The organism is Gilliamella sp. B3482 (assembly GCF_026536805.1).
GTDB lineage: Bacteria > Pseudomonadota > Gammaproteobacteria > Enterobacterales > Orbaceae > Gilliamella > Gilliamella apicola_E.
Genome location: NZ_JAFNNL010000002.1, coordinates 444,642 through 461,195, shown reverse-complemented (window position 1 = coordinate 461,195; position 16,554 = coordinate 444,642). Strand labels below are relative to the sequence as shown.

Here is a 16,554-nt window from a genome sequence, read left to right as displayed (position 1 = left end):
GGTATCAAATCATCCTCCTTGTTTCATATATCGTTTGTAAAACGTGCCAATAACCAATACAATTAGCAAATTATTTTTTATTAGCAATAATAGATAGGACATTAATTCGTCATGCAAGAACAATATCGCCCAGATGAAATTGAAGCCAAAGTACAAAAACATTGGCAAGAAGAGAAAACTTTCCACGTTACTGAAGATCCATCTAAAGAGAAGTATTACTGTTTGTCGATGCTTCCTTATCCTTCAGGTCGTTTGCATCTTGGTCATGTCCGTAATTATACAATCGGTGATACGATCTCACGTTATCAACGCTTAAACGGCAAGAATGTTTTACAGCCAATCGGTTGGGATGCATTTGGATTGCCAGCAGAAGGCGCAGCCGTTAAAAATAATACAGCACCAGCTAAATGGACTTATGAAAATATTGCTTATATGAAAAAGCAGTTGCAATTACTGGGTTTTGGTTATGATTGGGACCGCGAAGTTACGACTTGTCGTCCTGAGTATTACAAATGGGAGCAATGGTTTTTTACTAAATTATTTGAGAAAGGTTTAGTTTATAAAAAGACTTCAGCTGTTAACTGGTGCCCTAACGATCAAACTGTTCTAGCTAATGAGCAAGTAGTTGAAGGTTGTTGTTGGCGTTGTAATACTCCGGTTGAGCGTAAAGAGATTCCACAATGGTTTATTAAAATCACTGATTATGCTGATGAGTTATTGAATGATTTAGATAGGCTTGAGAGTTGGCCAGAACAAGTTAAGACCATGCAACGTAACTGGATTGGTCGTTCTGAAGGGGTGGAATTTGACTTTGCTGTTGAAAATTATAGCGATAAGTTACGCGTTTATACTACTCGCCCTGATACGTTAATGGGTGTGAGTTTTGTATCTGTGGCGGCTGAGCATCCTCTTGCTCAATTAGCTGCGCAAAACAATCCTAAAATTGCTGAGTTTATTGCTGAATGTAAAACCACGAAAACCGCTGAAGCTGATATGGCTACAATGGAAAAGAAAGGTATGGCGACTGGATTTTTTGCCATCCATCCATTAACCGGTAATAAGGTTCCAGTTTGGATCGCTAATTTTGTATTAATTGAATATGGTACTGGTGCTGTGATGGCTGTACCGGGTCACGATGAACGCGATTATGAATTTGCATCAAAATATAATTTACCAATTAAAGCAGTTATCTTGAATCAAGATGGGCAAGCTCCTGACCTTTCTGAACAAGCTTATACTGAGCACGGTAAATTATTTAATTCAGGTGAGTTTGATGGTCTTGATTTTGATCAAGCTTTCAATGCTATCGCTGATAAACTTATTGCGTTAGGCATTGGTAACCGTAAGGTGAATTACCGTTTACGCGATTGGGGTGTTTCTCGCCAACGTTATTGGGGAGCGCCGATTCCAATGGTAACGCTTGAAGATGGCACAACGATCCCAACACCTGAAGATCAACTTCCCGTCATTTTACCTGAAAATGTTGAAATGAATGGGATAACCAGTCCTATTAAAGCCGATCCCGAGTGGGCAAAAACAACTGTTAATGGTCAACCAGCCTTTCGAGAAACAGATACTTTTGATACCTTTATGGAGTCATCTTGGTATTATGCTCGCTATACTTGCCCGCATTATGACAAAGGTATTTTAGATGAAAACGCAGCTAATTATTGGTTACCTGTTGATCAGTATGTTGGTGGTATCGAACATGCGATTATGCATTTACTTTATTTCCGATTCTTCCATAAATTGATGCGTGATTTCGGTTTGGTTAAATCAGATGAGCCTGCTAAACGTTTACTTTGCCAAGGTATGGTTTTAGCTGATGCTTTTTATTATACCAGCCCAACTAACGAGCGTATTTGGGTTTCACCAACCGAGGTGACCATTGAACGTGATGATAAAGGCCGTATTGCTAAAGCAATAGATAGTAAAGGCAATGAACTTGTTCATGCTGGTATGACTAAGATGTCAAAATCGAAAAACAACGGTATTGATCCACAAGAGATGGTAGAGAAATACGGAGCTGATACTGTTCGTTTATTTATGATGTTCGCATCCCCAGCTGATATGACGCTTGAATGGCAAGAATCCGGTGTTGAGGGCGCTAATCGATTTATTAAACGTGTTTGGCGTTTAGTTTTTGAGCATTCTCAACTTGGTAAAACTGCTGCGCTCGATATCGCTAAATTGAATGCTGATCAGAAAGCTTTACGTCGTGAATTACATAAAACAATTGCTAAAGTGAGTGATGATATTGGTCGTCGTCAAACTTTCAATACAGCTATTGCTGCGGTGATGGAGTTTATGAATCGCTTACAAAAAGCACCACAAGGCACTGATCAAGATCGCGCATTGATGGATGAGTCTTTAAATGCAGTAGTTCGATTACTTTATCCTATGATGCCACACGCTTGTTTCGTTATGTGGCAAGCATTAGGTCATAGTGAAACAATTGATAATGCTTCATGGCCAGTTGCTGATGAGTCAGCTATGGTTGAAGACGAAAAATTAATTGTTGTGCAAATCAATGGTAAAGTGCGTGGTAAATTTACTGTACCTGCTGATGCTCAGCAAGATTATGTTGTAGAGCAAGCTAAACAAGAGCCAAATATTGAAAAATACTTAGCTGATGCCACAATTCGCAAAGTGATTTATGTACCAGGTAAATTATTGAATCTGGTTGTAAGTTAATATTGTTGGATAACTTGGATATAGGTGGTAATACCAATGAAAAAATATTTAGCTTTACTGATGTTATTGGCGATATCGCTAACGGGATGTGGATTTCATTTGCAGTATGAAACTGAAGTCCCTGCTCGATTTAAAACGCTTTCATATGTTAGTGGTGATCCTTATGGTCGTTTATCGAGAAATATTAAAGAGTTGCTACGCGATAATAAAGTAACTTTGGCTAATATTAATGATCCGGCCAATTACCCATCACTCAGAATAGTGGGTGATTCATTGAGTAAAAGCACCATATCCATTTATCAAGATGGTAAAGCAGCAGAATATCAATTAGTACTAACGATTCAAGCTCAAGTAGTAATTGCGGGTGAACAAATTCATCCAATTAATGTTCGTGTTTTCCGTACGTTCTTTGATAATCCTGCCGCAGCTCTTGCGAAAACAGTCGAGCAAAATCTAATTGAAGACGAAATGTATAAGCAGGCTGCAAAACAGATCATCCGTAAATTAAAATCGGTTGATACACCTAATTAACGATGAAAAAAATTAGTGCAGAAAAAATCATCCATCAGTTAGGATCACCCTATTATTTAATTTTAGGTAGTGATCCTTACTTGCAACATTATGCGCAAACTGAGTTACGTAAAGCTTTTAAACAAGCTGAATATGACGAGCAACTTTCTTTCACGATAAACGCTCAAACTGATTGGCCGGCAATGTATGATAGTTGTCAGGCGATGAATTTGTTTTCTAGTAAAACCTTGCTATGTTTAGACATTGGTGAAGGTGTGCTTAATGTTTCAGTTGCTACAAAATTAAATACGTTATGTGAAATGTTAACCCCTGATATCGGGTTGATAATCAGTTTAGTTAAGATTACCAAGACTCAAGAAAATTCAGCATGGTATAAGGCTTTGTCTGATAATTTAGTGGTTGTGAATTGTTCAACGCCAGAAGTAGCACAATTACCATCATGGATAAAAACCTATCTGCAACAAATGCAGATGACAATTGAGAAACCTGGTATTGAATTGCTTAGTTATTATTATGAAGGTAATTTGTTGGCTTTAACACAAATTATTGAGCAATTAAAGTTACTTTACCCAAATCAGACGATTACTTATGATCAAGTAGAATCAAATATTAATGATTCAGCAATATTCTCGCCTTTTCATTGGGTCGATGCGATGGTTTACAATAAATCTAAGCGGGCTATGCATGTGTTACACCAGCTTAAAATGAATGATTTTGAGCCATTGATATTATTGCGTATTATTCAACGTGAGTTGATTTTGTTGATCAATATAAAATTGGCTTTAGCAGAAAAATCTCCTCGACAAGTTTTTGATGAGTATCGAATCTGGCAAAATAAAAGAGCGATGTATAGTGCTTATTTAAATCGATTCGATATCAAGCATCTATTTGCTGTATTGGCCACTTTAACTGAAATCGAGATTAGCTTAAAACATAATAATGATTTACCTATTTGGGATGCTCTGTTGAATTTAACTATGCAGTTTATGGGATTAGATAATTGTTAACAGCACTCTTTGGTGGTACATTTGATCCAATCCATTATGGGCATTTGCGCCCTGCTTTAGCCTTAGCCAAAGAGGTTGGATTGAATAATATTAGTTTATTGCCAAATCGAATCCCTGCTCATAAACCACAGCCAGAAGCCACAGCAGAACAACGTTTAGCGATGTTAAAATTAGCAATATCTGATTATTCGCTTTTTTCCATCGATACACGAGAATTAGAACCACAGCTAATCAATCAACCCTCTTTTACTGTTGATACACTTAGGGCATGGCGTGATCAAAATGGTCCCCAATCAGGCTTGGCTTTTATTATAGGGCAAGACTCTTTGCTTAATTTACCCACTTGGAAAGAGTGGCAAAAGTTGCTCGATTATTGTCATTTGCTTATTTGTCAAAGGCCTGGTTATCCCCAAACCACCGATGATTTGCAATCATGGATTAATCAACATCAAACAAAAGATAGCCAAGCGTTACATCATTATCCAAACGGTTATATCTATTTTGCTAATACACCACTTGAATCGATTTCAGCGACAGAAATAAGGTTAAATATCGATAATCAACAATGCTGTGAAAAGTTGTTACCGAGCAAAGTTTGGCACTACATACATGAACATGGAATTTATAATTCAAAGAAAAGTTAGAAATGACTTTACATCTGTGAGTTTTTTCGGCATTATTTTGCCGCTATATTTAGATAATCTGATTATAGCTGTTCTGTGTCTATGCTCATATCAATGAATTTGCATACGCCAAAAATTGGTGATTTAGTAGATAAATTCGCTTTTCTAATTAGTTTTAAAGAAAATCGAAAAATTGATTTGAGTATATTTAATTTGTATTTAATATTAAGAGGCCCCAATGGCAAAAGAAGATAACATTGAAATGCAAGGTACTATCCTTGATACTCTTCCGAATACGATGTTCCGTGTTGAACTTGAAAACGGTCATATTGTTACTGCACATATTTCTGGAAAGATGAGAAAAAATTATATTCGTATTCTTACTGGCGATAAAGTAACAGTTGAAATGACACCATACGATCTTTCAAAAGCACGTATCATATTCCGTAGCCGCTAATACCGTTATCGCACTTGTTGTTTTTGTATTATTAACCAGTTTATTGGTTATTTTCTCTTTTTTAATACAATCCCGTCGACACATGTCGACGGAAGCACTTTTCTAATCTATATGTGACTTGATTAGTCTATTTGAGAAAAATCCATCTGATCGTATTTTATCCATTTTGTCTTTTTAACAATTTTATAACCAAAGTAGATTGAAAAAAATAGTGGAATACCGATGTAAGTTGCAATAACACCATTCCAATCAATGGTATCTTGTAGAAATGCTTTATAATTTTGACCTAGTGTAATAGCCAAACAAAGTACAAAAGCAAAAATAGGACCAAATGGAAAGCAGCTTGAACGATAAGGTAGTTTATTGAGATCTCGTCCTTGTAAAATGTAGCCTTTTCTAAAACGATAATGGCTAATTGCAATACCAAGCCATGCTATCAGTCCTGTCATACCAGACATATTAAGTAGCCAAAAATACACAACTTGATCTTTATATAACGAAGTTAAAAAACAAAGCATAGCCACTAATGTTGTCGCAAATAACGCCATATCAGGCACACCTGTTGAAGATAATCGACTGAAAATCTTGGGTGCTTTACCTTCTTTGGCTAACGCATATAGCATACGTGTTGAAGCATATAAACCAGAATTACCGGCAGAAAGAACTGATGTTAAAATTACCGCATTCATGATAGCTGCTGCGGATAATAGTCCTGCATGTTGAAAAACTAAGGTAAATGGGCTAACACTAATATCTGTTTCATCATTACGAAGTAAGCTTTTATCAGTGTATGGAATAATTAAACTAATTACAAAGATGGCAAAAATATAGAATAGTAGTATTCGCCAAAAAACTTGCTTCATTGCTTTTGGAATATTTTTTTCAGGATCTTTAGATTCTCCTGCCGCAATGCCAATTAATTCGGTACCTTGGAATGAGAATCCAACAACCATTGCGATACCAATCATCGATGAAAACCCACCAGCAAATGGTGCTTCCTTTATTTTCCAATTTTGCCAACCAGCATTTTCAACACCTTTTAAAATGCCAATTATCATCAATAAGCCAACAACAATAAATAAAATAACTGTGACCACTTTGATTAATGAAAACCAAAATTCTGCTTCACCAAATCCTTTTACAGAAATATAGTTCAAGCAGAAGATAATACTTAGGAACAATAAACTCCATAACCAACTATAGGCACCTGCATCAAACCAATAGGAAATAACCAATTGTGCTGCAACTAAGTCAACAGCAACAGTAATTGCCCAGTTATACCAATAGTTCCAACCAATGGCAAAACCAAAGGCTTCATCAATATAACGCGCTCCATAAGTTGCAAAGGTTCCCGAAACGGGAAGATAAGCAGCAAGCTCTCCAAGACTAGTCATTAAAAAATAAACCATTATCCCGATAATAGCATAAGAAAGTAATGCGCCGCCTGGACCTGCTTTTGCAACTGCTGCTCCAGAAGCAACAAACAACCCTGTACCAATTGAGCCACCAATAGCGATCATTGCTAAATGGCGAGCTTTCAAATCACGCTTTAATTTTTTCGTCATATCAATTTTCTTCTTGTTAATTAAATTTACTAATTATTTTAACTACACTTAACATGATGTAGCTTAGTAACTGATTTAAGCTAATTTATTTAAATATTTAACATTAGCTAATAAAGTGCCTGAAGTGTATCAAAAAAATTTATGTGCGAGATAAATAATTCTAATAATACAGCCGATATGTTAAATATTAGCAATAGTTAGTTGCTAGAAAGCTGTTCTAATTGAGTTAAATAATCTAGTGCCTGATTACGATTTGTTCCACACATTTCATAACATGGTCTTAGGTGACTACAAACTTGAGGTCTGGTTGATTTGCCAAATAATTTGCATAATAAATTTTCATCCAAATGAATACATGCAACACCTGCCGGTTTTCCCTTAGGCATACCAGGCATAGCAGATGAGATCAACGGTGCAATACAACATGCCCCACAGTTTCTTCGACATTGGAATGATTCTGTCATGAGATTAGATGAGATTGTTTTATAAATTTTATTGGTGACAATAGCAAGTTAAGGGTAAAATAGCGAACTAATTTTTAACTTTATTTAATATGAAGAATCTATTATGGCTAAAGCTAATGAAATTAAACGTGGTGATGCTGTCACCTATAACGGTAAGTTGTTACTTGTAAAAGAAATTGATGTACAAAGCCCTAGTGCTCGTGGCGCAAGTACACTTTATAAAATGCGTTTTACCGATGTTAAATCTGGAGGTAAAGTTGAAGAACGTTTTAAGGGTGATGATGTTTTAGACACTATCGAACTATTTCGACGTCCTGTAAGCTTTTCTTATATTGATGGGGATGAATATGTATTCATGGATAATGAAGACTATACCCCGTTTATTTTTAAGAAAGATCAAATTGAAGAAGAACTTCTTTTCATCCCAGAAGGCGGTATGGATGGAATTCAAGTTTTGATGGCTGAAAATGAAGTTGTCGCTCTAGAATTACCACAAACAGTTGAACTTGAAATTATTGAAACCTCGCCAAGTATAAAAGGTGCTTCGGCAAGCGCACGTACTAAACCTGCAACATTGTCTACTGGCCTTGTTATTCAAGTACCTGAATATATTGATAACCACGAAAAAGTTAAAATTCATATTGCTGAACGCCGATATATGAGCCGAGCGGAATAATCTATTAAATCGTGATGAATACATACAATCAAAATAAATTACATAAACGATTGCGTCGTCTCACTGGCGAGGCAATCGCTGATTTTAATATGATTGAAGAAGGCGATCGTATAATGGTCTGTCTATCTGGCGGTAAAGATAGTTATACATTGCTAGATATTTTAATTAATTTAAAAATCAGTGCACCAGTGCAATTTGAATTAGTTGCAGTCAATTTAGATCAAAAGCAGCCAGGATTTCCTGAACATGTTTTACCTGATTACCTCGAATCTTTAGGTATTGAGTATAAAATTGTTCAAGAAAATACTTATGGTATTGTTAAAGAAAAGATCCCTGAAGGCAAGACCACGTGTTCACTCTGTTCTAGGCTTCGACGAGGTATTTTATATCGCACAGCAACTGAGCTCGGTGCGACAAAAATTGCGCTTGGCCATCATCGTGATGATATTTTAGAAACATTATTTTTAAATATGTTTTATGGCGGAAAACTTAAAGCGATGCCTCCAAAATTAATGAATGATTCAGGTGAACATATTATTATTCGACCACTTGCGTACTGCAAAGAAAAGGATATTGCAAAATATGCTGAAATTAAGCAATTCCCTATCATTCCATGTAATCTTTGTGGTTCACAACCTAATTTACAACGTCAAGTGATCAAAGAGATGTTAAATGATTGGGATAAGAAGTTTCCTGGTCGTATAGAAACTATGTTCAGAGCCACGCAGAATATTACCCTTTCTCATTTATGTGATACCAATTTATATGATTTCAAAGGTATTAAGAAAGGTGATATTGATGTTAATGGTGGTGATTTAGCATTTGATCATGAAGAGTTACCAGCTATGGTCGGATTTGATACATCGGAACTAGATGATAAAAATCTGATTCTTTGGAAAGAGGCCAACTAAAAAACCCTTCAATTTAATTTCTTTTTTTATCGGCGATAATCTATATCGTCGATAATCCTTTCTGATATTAAAACAATAATCGATTGTATATAAACTTTGATCTAGCTCACGAATTGACAAAAAAAAATCCATTTTTATTGTGGTTCTAATGACATTAAAATAAAATTGAAACGTTCCAATTTTCATAAAATAACGATGTATGAAAAATAAATAAACATAGGAGAACAATGTGAAAATACATTTTTTGGGTACTGCTGCATCAGAAGGTATCCCAAATCCTTTTTGTAAATGTCAGATTTGTGAAAAATCTCGTATTCAGAAAGGTAAAAATATAAGAACTCGAAGTTCGATTCTTATTGATGATATTGTGCAAATCGATTTTGCTCCGGAATTTAGCTATCAAGCAATGAGAGAAAACATTGATGTGACTAAAATAAAGGACTTATTATTTACGCATACTCATCCTGACCATTTTAATGTGGGCGATCTATTTAGCCGTATGGTGGATTATGGTTTTAATATCGACCACCCTCTTTACGTTTATGGAAATGATATTGCCATAAATGGTTGTTTGAATGTAGTACCTGGTTATAGTTCTGAACGTTTTGTATTTAATTTATTAGTTCCATTTCAAACTGTTGTAACCTCAGCTGGTTATACCGTTACAGCTTTGTTAGCTAATCATGCTAAATGGGAATTTTGCTTCATTTACTTGATTGAGAAAGATGGGAAAACGTTTCTACACGGACATGACTCTGGCTATTTTCCTGAACTCACTTGGCAATGGCTAAAAGATAGTGGCAAAAAAATTGATATGGCTATTTTTGAGTGTACTTATGGATATAAACAAAATGATAAGACCAATAATCATATGAGTATTGAAACTGTTATCGCTACTCAAAAACGCATGTTGGATGATGGTATTTTTAGTTCAAACACTCAACTTATCACGTCTCACCACTCTCATAGCAGTGGTTTTATGCATGATGAATTAGTTGAAATATTCAAACCTTACAATATTGAAGTAGCCTATGATGGCTTGACGAAGACGATTTAATACGGAGCTTTATATGTTTAAAATACCACGTTTATTGGTAATGATGTTTTTACAATATTTTGTGCAAGGTGCATGGAATATGGTTATTGGGGCAGTACTTGCTGCTTATGGATTGAAAGAAATTGTTGGTTCGACTTATTCAGTTTTAGGAATCGCAACGATTATCTCTCCACTTTTCATTGGAATGATCGCTGATAGGTTCATTGCATCACAAAAAGTGATGGGCATATTACATATTCTCAATGCAGTTGTTTTATTTATCATTCCTAATTTTGTTGAAAGTGGCAATATTGCTGGCTTTTTAATCATGATTTTTATCGTTGGTTTATTATTTTATCCAACAACAGCATTAGCTAATAGCGTTAGTTTTAGGCATATAGATGGTGTACGCTGGTTCCCAATTATTCGTGTATTTGGCACCATTGGTTTTATGATTGTAGGATTAATTCTTGGTTATACTGGTTTTTCTAGCTCAATCAACTCATTTTTACTTGCTTCTGGTGCATCTGTGGTTTATGGGATTTATTGTTTTACTTTACCTAACACACCACCTACAAGTCGAAATAAGAAATTCTCAATCCGTGATGCAATGTGTTTAGATGCATTATCACTTTTCAAAGATAAGTATTTCACTATTTTTATGCTGTCTACTTTTATCTTAATGATAACTAAAACTGCATATAGTGCTTATTTACCGGTGTATTTACCTGTATTAGGTTTAGAGCCTGCCTCTATGATGCAAATTGCTATCGCTACAGAAGTGTTATTTATGTTCCTTCTATCTTTCTTATTAGGTCGTTTTGGTTTCAAAAAAATCATTTTATTCGGCGCAATTTGTTGGGTAATTCGTAGCATGATGTTATCACTGGCCGCAACATCAGAAGGTAATATGTTCTTCTATATTATTGGTACGCTATTGTTACAAGGTATTTGTTGGGACTTCTTCTTTACTGCTGGTGATATCTATGTTGATAAGAAAGCTGGTCCAGAAATTAAAGCGCAAGCTCAAGGGTTACGTTTTATTGTTTCTAATGGCTTTGGTGTATTTATGGCTGCATCAGTATGTGGCTTTATCAATAACCGCGTTGTTACAGAGAAGACATTACCTAATGCTGGTCCACAATGGCAAGAGTTCTGGATCTATCCTGCGGTAGTTGCTGCAATTGTTGCTGTAGGTTTCTGGTATTTCTTTAAAGATAAAGATGTCATCATGGCACCTAAAAAAGTAGAATCAGATTAATTTCTTACTCTTACTTTAATATGGCTAATAATTATTTATTAGCCATACTTTTTTCTATCTCACTATTAATCATCTCTATGATTTGTTTTGAACTATATTGGTTAGTTATCCACTGTGATAAATACTTTCCAATAATATTTTCAATCAGTCTTAAATTGATAGCACTACCTGTCATACTATTTTCTCGAATGCCATTGGCATATTGTTGTTGCGCCACTGGTAACCATGGATAACTATTTATAATTCGATGATTTTGGAAAATAGTGTTTTGTGCGGTTGCTCCACCAAGTAATGCTATTTGTTCGCTGATTTCGTTGGAGTAAAGCCAATTAAAAAAGGTTTTTACTTGTTCATTTTTTTGACTATATTTTGACATACCAAGGGAACCTCCACCAAATAGTGATTTTTTTCCCGGTACTTTAGCGTATCCAACCAAAGGCAATATATTACGATGATTAATATAGCCAAATAAATTCATATAAACAATTAACATAGCTAGCTTGCCTTGTTCAAATAAATTTACTGATTCTTGCCACCAAGCTGATTGTATATTTTTGGCAACGCTAATGTATGATTGCAAATGATTTAAAGTAGTTATAGCAATTGTGGTATTTAAACCAAATTTATTGCCATTAATTAGTTTTCCTCCTTGAGAATAATAGCGAACTAAAAATTCAGATGCGATAAGTTCATAATTACCGAGCGTAATACAACTACCGAACTCTACTGGCGATTCCGTATTTTGCTGTTGATTAAAAAAGGTCGCAATTTGATCGAACTCTTTGAAGTTTTTAGGGACATTAAGATGTTGTCGATATGCTTCAAAATAAGCACGCTTAATTAATGGATCAGTAAATAAGTCTTTGCGATAAAAGAGCATTTGAACACTAGGATCAAAAGGAATAGCATAAGCAGAATTATCTACATAGCTAAAGCGTTCTACAATTTCTTGTGGATATTTTGCAAACAGTTGATTCAAGTTAATATCTAATTCTGATAAAGGTTTGAATATCGATGGTGCAAACCAAGGTAATCCAGCCATATCAATTCGTATAATATCAATTTGCTGATGTTGTTCAAATTGATTAAGAATATGATATATTTCGTCGAAAGGTTTTATAATTAAATTTACATCAATACCGCTCGTCTTTTTGAAATGTGGTAATAGTTTTTTTACCGCCTGCGTTGATGGGCTGGGTAAGATTAAAAAGTTAATAGTTTCTGAAGATTTAGTTATATTTTCTGAATTCAAATCAGGCAATAATGAAAAACCTTTATTATCAAGATTGGTTGTGTTTTTGCCTTCTACTAGTTTGATAATTTGTTCACTTAATATGCCATAGTTCATATGGTATTGATAAATGTTATCTTCATAAAAAAAACTGTTATTGGTTAATGTATAAATGGGTGGGCAAGATTTTAAACTTCCAAAAAAATTAGCATTACGAATAAAATGTGCTCGCTCAATATCCATGGTAATTAGCGCATCATAATTAACCTGTTCATCTTCAAAAAAACTAAAAGCTAAATTGTAGGTACCATTAGAAGGTTTAGAAGCAATACTATTCAATGTCACATCATAATGATGCTTTTTGAACGTGTTTAGTAAACCTTTTTTGAAGTTTTTAGTATGAGTGTGATGCTCTGAATTACAAAATAAGCCAATCCTTCGATACGTTTTTTTGATTAATTCATTAGCAATATCCCGTCCAGCTTTCTCATAATCAAGGGATATGAATTGCAATGCTGAGATAGGCTTTCGATAGACAAAGATAATTCTTTCTTTTGGTAATTTAATTTTTTGATAATAGGAGTTAGCATCTGATAATGAACTAACAACGATAACTGCATGATCCCGTTTTACAGCTACCTTTTGGATTAATTGTAATTCCAGTTCTTTAGAATCATAAGTTAAATAAAGCGAAAGCTCATAACCAAGTCGGTTGGCTTGACTAAACAGACCATCATATAAATTAGTATATTGTTCGGAAGTGATATTTGGTAGTATAACCGAAATAGACTTATTTGAACCTTCTTTTAAAATTTTGGCAGATAAATTGATTTGATAACCTAATTGTTGAATCGCTTGTTCAACTAATTTGATTTTTTTTAAACTGACATTACCACGATCATTGAGTACATTTGAGACAGTACCATGAGATACACCAGCAAGTTTTGCTATGTCTTTGATCGTCGCCATTAGGTATTACACTCCATAAATTTTCACTTCAATCAAAACAACTTTATTAAACAATTATAAGTATATTAGAACTAATTAGTCTTTAAGCCATTTTAGCCAGCTTTGATTCACGATCTCTTTTTCTGATTTGAAACATGAGTCATCAACAATGCTCGGTAAGAGTTGCAACGATAATTGATGGATTTCATTTCGCATATCAATATAAGCTTTAGTGAGTTGCTGGGCTTCCAGGTTGTCCATAATTTGATAGTTAGCTGCAAGCTCTAAGATCCGTACGTTGTCACTCCATGTGGTCATTTTAGGATATTGATGTGCATAGTTTAGCACTAGATATTGAGATAAGAATTCAATGTCACCAATACCACCTGCATCTATTTTTAAATTAAATTGATGTGGCGCTGTTGTACTTAAATGTGCCCGCATCTTTTCACGCATCTCTCGAACTTCGGTTTTTAATTCTCTTTCTTCACGTTTTTTACATAAAACAGTATGCCTAATTTCGTTAAAGCGTTTAATAAGTTCAATCTCACCATAAACGGCTCTTGCTCTAACTAATGCTTGATGTTCCCAAGTCCATGCCTCATTCATTTGGTAGTCATAAAATGCACTTAAACTACAAGCTAATAGTCCTGCATCCCCTTGCGGACGTAAGCGAACATCAACTTCATAAAGAATACCAAAGCTAGTACGTACATTGAATAAATGAATTATTCGTTGTACCAGTCGTAAATAAAACTGGCGGCTATCAATTTGTTTATCACCATCCGTTATACTATCAACAGGGCAGTCATGAAGAAATACGAGATCTAAATCTGAACCATATCCTAATTCCCAACCACCTAATTTTCCATAAGCAATAATAACTAACCCTTTTTGATTATCAGTTAAATGTGCTGGCTTTCCATAACGAGCAATCATCTGATTCCACGCCATTTGAACAACAAAATCGAGAAGGGATTCTGCAACATATGTTAAATGATCACTTACTTTCATAGTATTTAATACATGTTCAACATCAGCAGCGGCTATATGTAGGAGTTGCATTTGTTTAAATTGTCTTAATGCCTCAAGTTGTTGTTCTTCATCATCAACCTGAATTCGAAGTAAGTATTGATAAAGTTCACTTTTATATTCATTAGGGGCAACAGTTTGATAAAGTGAGTGAATATCAATAAGCTCATCTAATAAGATTGGATAATGTGCAAGTTGCTCACTAATCATTGGTGAAGCACTACATAATCGAATTAGTTGTTTTAATGCCGTTGGGTATTCAAGCAGTAACTCTAAATAAGTTGTTCGGCTAACAATATTGACTAGTAACGGTAAAATTCGTGATAGTATTATTAATGCATGCTTATCATTACAAATTAATTCTAATAATTTTGGCATTAACTGATCAAGTATTTCACGCCCTCTAACACCAATGGTCCGTTTACTGATATCATCACGAAATTGACAAAGCATTTGATAAAGCTGTTTGGCATCATCAGGTGAATAGTTCAATAGTACTGAAGTAACATCATTTAATTGTAAATCAGGCACCCAAAGGTCATTATAGTGATCGTTGTTCGTATTTTGTGTTGATTCAGTTGATTCATCACCAATAAGTTGATTAAATATTTGCCGAGTAAATTGCATTCTTTTAGTAAGTTCAGATACAAATTCATTCCAGCTTCTAAAATTCATGCCTATTGCTATACGTATTTGGTCTAATTCATCTTCTGGTAGTGTTTGTGTTTGTTCATCATGTATAGCCTGTAATAGGTTCTCACAACGACGTAGGAAGAAGTAATTTTCACGTAGAGCATCTACTTCATTAGCATTAAGTAGTGATTCTTGTTCTATCACTTGTAAAGCAGTCAATAAGGAACGTGTTTGTAGGCCAATCACACGTCCACCACGTATAAGTTGAAATACTTGTACGATGAATTCTATTTCTCGAATACCACCTGCACCAAGTTTAATATTGTTGGTTAGACCTCGACGACGAACTTCACGTTCAATCATGCCTTTCATGTTTCGCAAAGATTGTAAGACACTAAAATCAATATAACGGCGGTATACAAATGGTTTTAACATTTGGTAAAGCTCTTTAGTGTATGGATCTTGTTGATCACCGAGTATTTTCGCTTTTACCATGGCGTAACGTTCCCAGTCTCTTCCTTGCTCTTGGTAGTAGTCTTCCATCGCTGAAAAACTTAAAACAAGTGGACCGCCATCACCTAGAGGACGTAAACGCATGTCAACTCGGTAGACAAAACCATCTTCAGTAATTTGATCTAAAGCTTTTATTAAACGCTGCCCTAAACGTGTGAAAAAGACCGCGTTATCTAATTCGCGACGACCACCTTGTGTTTGCCCATGTTCAGGATAAGTAAAAATAAGGTCAATATCAGATGAAAAGTTAAGTTCTCCTCCACCTAGTTTCCCCATGCCTAGGATAAGTAAAGGTTGCGCCTCTCCTTGCATATTAAAAGGGGTTCCCCACTCTTTACAACTAAGATCATAAAGCCAATCTCGTGCAGTGACAATAATCACCTCAGCTAGCTCAGTAAGTTGTAATAAAATTTGTTCATCGCTACTTGTTTGCGTTAATTGTGACCATTCAAGCCTTACTAAAATGTAGCGCCTAAATAATCTCAAAACTTTCATTAATGCCAATTCATCAAATGTCGATGCTAACTTTTCATTTAACCATTGTTGATAGTAACTTCTTTCATCAGCTTGAGGAGGATTATTAATAATGTCTGTCAACCAATCTGGAAACCGATAAAAAGCATCAACAATAAAATCACTTTGTACCAAAATATCAAGATTATTTTGTACCGCAATTGAATCACATTGTGATAATTGCGATGTAATTTTCTGTTTTTGCTCTGCAATTAATGGTGAAACTAGCGATATAGGCTGAGACATAATAAGCACTCACTTAAACTTGTTGATAAAATCACCTAATTAACTATTATAAATGACTTTTTAACTTCACATATCTTTTTATTAAACAAATTGTAAAAAAGAGTATTGATATCATTTCAATAGTAGATTAGCTGATAATTAATGAAAACGATTTGAAAGACGAGTTGAGACTTGTTTATTGAATAAAGTGACTACGCAGGGTAGTCACTTTAA

General features: G+C 34.8%; 13 protein-coding genes. 9 read left to right on the top strand and 4 right to left on the bottom strand.

Features of this window, described 5'->3' with window-relative positions; genetic code table 11:
* Positions 1-111 precede the first annotated feature (111 nt).
* From leuS to infA, 5 genes are all read left to right on the top strand, one after another.
* Complete coding sequence (leuS, locus tag J3U18_RS05240) at positions 112-2,694, top strand: leucine--tRNA ligase (RefSeq protein ID WP_267353137.1); 2,583 nt, start codon at positions 112-114, stop codon at positions 2,692-2,694.
* Positions 2,695-2,730: 36 nt separating this feature from the next.
* Positions 2,731-3,225, top strand: a complete 495-nt coding sequence (gene lptE, locus J3U18_RS05235) for an LPS assembly lipoprotein LptE (RefSeq protein WP_065562599.1) — start codon at positions 2,731-2,733, stop codon at positions 3,223-3,225.
* 2 nt (positions 3,226-3,227) lie between these two features.
* The gene (gene holA, locus J3U18_RS05230; RefSeq protein WP_267353136.1) at positions 3,228-4,232 is read left to right on the top strand and encodes a DNA polymerase III subunit delta; all 1,005 of its coding nucleotides are present in this window, start codon (positions 3,228-3,230) and stop codon (positions 4,230-4,232) included.
* Positions 4,226-4,876, top strand: a complete 651-nt coding sequence (gene nadD / locus J3U18_RS05225; RefSeq protein WP_267353135.1) for a nicotinate-nucleotide adenylyltransferase — start codon at positions 4,226-4,228, stop codon at positions 4,874-4,876. The genes holA and nadD overlap by 7 nt, the downstream gene beginning before the upstream one ends.
* A gap of 217 nt (positions 4,877-5,093) precedes the next feature.
* Complete coding sequence (infA, locus tag J3U18_RS05220) at positions 5,094-5,312, top strand: translation initiation factor IF-1 (protein ID WP_034911311.1); 219 nt, start codon at positions 5,094-5,096, stop codon at positions 5,310-5,312.
* Positions 5,313-5,434: 122 nt separating this feature from the next.
* On the opposite strand, the gene J3U18_RS05215 is transcribed toward infA, so the two are convergent.
* Positions 5,435-6,898, bottom strand: a complete 1,464-nt coding sequence (locus tag J3U18_RS05215) for an amino acid permease (RefSeq protein ID WP_267353155.1) — start codon at positions 6,896-6,898, stop codon at positions 5,435-5,437.
* A gap of 176 nt (positions 6,899-7,074) precedes the next feature.
* Positions 7,075-7,341 carry a YkgJ family cysteine cluster protein gene (locus tag J3U18_RS05210; protein WP_267353134.1) on the bottom strand — a complete coding sequence of 89 codons (267 nt, stop codon included), beginning with the start codon at positions 7,339-7,341 and terminating at the stop codon, positions 7,075-7,077.
* A 103-nt stretch (positions 7,342-7,444) separates the two neighbouring features.
* Between J3U18_RS05210 and yeiP the strand changes: the two genes are divergently transcribed.
* The 4 genes from yeiP to J3U18_RS05190 all read left to right on the top strand — a co-directional run bounded on the left by yeiP (position 7,445) and on the right by J3U18_RS05190 (position 11,225).
* Positions 7,445-8,017, top strand: a complete 573-nt coding sequence (yeiP, locus tag J3U18_RS05205) for an elongation factor P-like protein YeiP (protein ID WP_065562605.1) — start codon at positions 7,445-7,447, stop codon at positions 8,015-8,017.
* 14 nt (positions 8,018-8,031) lie between these two features.
* Complete coding sequence (ttcA, locus tag J3U18_RS05200; protein ID WP_267353133.1) at positions 8,032-8,928, top strand: tRNA 2-thiocytidine(32) synthetase TtcA; 897 nt, start codon at positions 8,032-8,034, stop codon at positions 8,926-8,928.
* A 229-nt stretch (positions 8,929-9,157) separates the two neighbouring features.
* Entirely contained in the window at positions 9,158-9,985 is an 828-nt protein-coding gene (locus J3U18_RS05195; RefSeq protein WP_267353132.1) for an MBL fold metallo-hydrolase, read from the top strand.
* A 13-nt stretch (positions 9,986-9,998) separates the two neighbouring features.
* Positions 9,999-11,225 (top strand): MFS transporter, encoded by a 1,227-nt coding sequence (locus tag J3U18_RS05190; RefSeq protein WP_267353131.1) that lies wholly within the window; start codon positions 9,999-10,001, stop codon positions 11,223-11,225.
* 31 nt (positions 11,226-11,256) lie between these two features.
* On the opposite strand, the gene J3U18_RS05185 is transcribed toward J3U18_RS05190, so the two are convergent.
* Both J3U18_RS05185 and glnE read right to left on the bottom strand, forming a co-directional pair.
* Positions 11,257-13,425, bottom strand: a complete 2,169-nt coding sequence (locus J3U18_RS05185; RefSeq protein WP_267353130.1) for an extracellular solute-binding protein — start codon at positions 13,423-13,425, stop codon at positions 11,257-11,259.
* A 75-nt stretch (positions 13,426-13,500) separates the two neighbouring features.
* Positions 13,501-16,341, bottom strand: coding sequence for a bifunctional [glutamate--ammonia ligase]-adenylyl-L-tyrosine phosphorylase/[glutamate--ammonia-ligase] adenylyltransferase (glnE, locus tag J3U18_RS05180; protein ID WP_267353129.1), 2,841 nt, complete (start codon positions 16,339-16,341; stop codon positions 13,501-13,503).
* Between the last annotated feature and the right edge of the window lie 213 nt (positions 16,342-16,554).

Bases quoted from the DNA above. Each gene is read 5' to 3' on its own strand.
- leuS (WP_267353137.1), top strand. From the start codon at position 112: ATGCAAGAACAATATCGCCCAGATGAAATTGAAGCCAAAGTACAAAAA.
- lptE (WP_065562599.1), top strand. From the start codon at position 2,731: ATGAAAAAATATTTAGCTTTACTGATGTTATTGGCGATATCGCTAACG.
- yeiP (WP_065562605.1), top strand. From the start codon at position 7,445: ATGGCTAAAGCTAATGAAATTAAACGTGGTGATGCTGTCACCTATAAC.
- holA (WP_267353136.1), top strand. From the start codon at position 3,228: ATGAAAAAAATTAGTGCAGAAAAAATCATCCATCAGTTAGGATCACCC.
- J3U18_RS05185 (WP_267353130.1), bottom strand. From the start codon at position 13,425: ATGGCGACGATCAAAGACATAGCAAAACTTGCTGGTGTATCTCATGGT.
- ttcA (WP_267353133.1), top strand. From the start codon at position 8,032: ATGAATACATACAATCAAAATAAATTACATAAACGATTGCGTCGTCTC.
- J3U18_RS05210 (WP_267353134.1), bottom strand. From the start codon at position 7,341: ATGACAGAATCATTCCAATGTCGAAGAAACTGTGGGGCATGTTGTATT.
- J3U18_RS05190 (WP_267353131.1), top strand. From the start codon at position 9,999: ATGTTTAAAATACCACGTTTATTGGTAATGATGTTTTTACAATATTTT.
- glnE (WP_267353129.1), bottom strand. From the start codon at position 16,341: ATGTCTCAGCCTATATCGCTAGTTTCACCATTAATTGCAGAGCAAAAA.
- infA (WP_034911311.1), top strand. From the start codon at position 5,094: ATGGCAAAAGAAGATAACATTGAAATGCAAGGTACTATCCTTGATACT.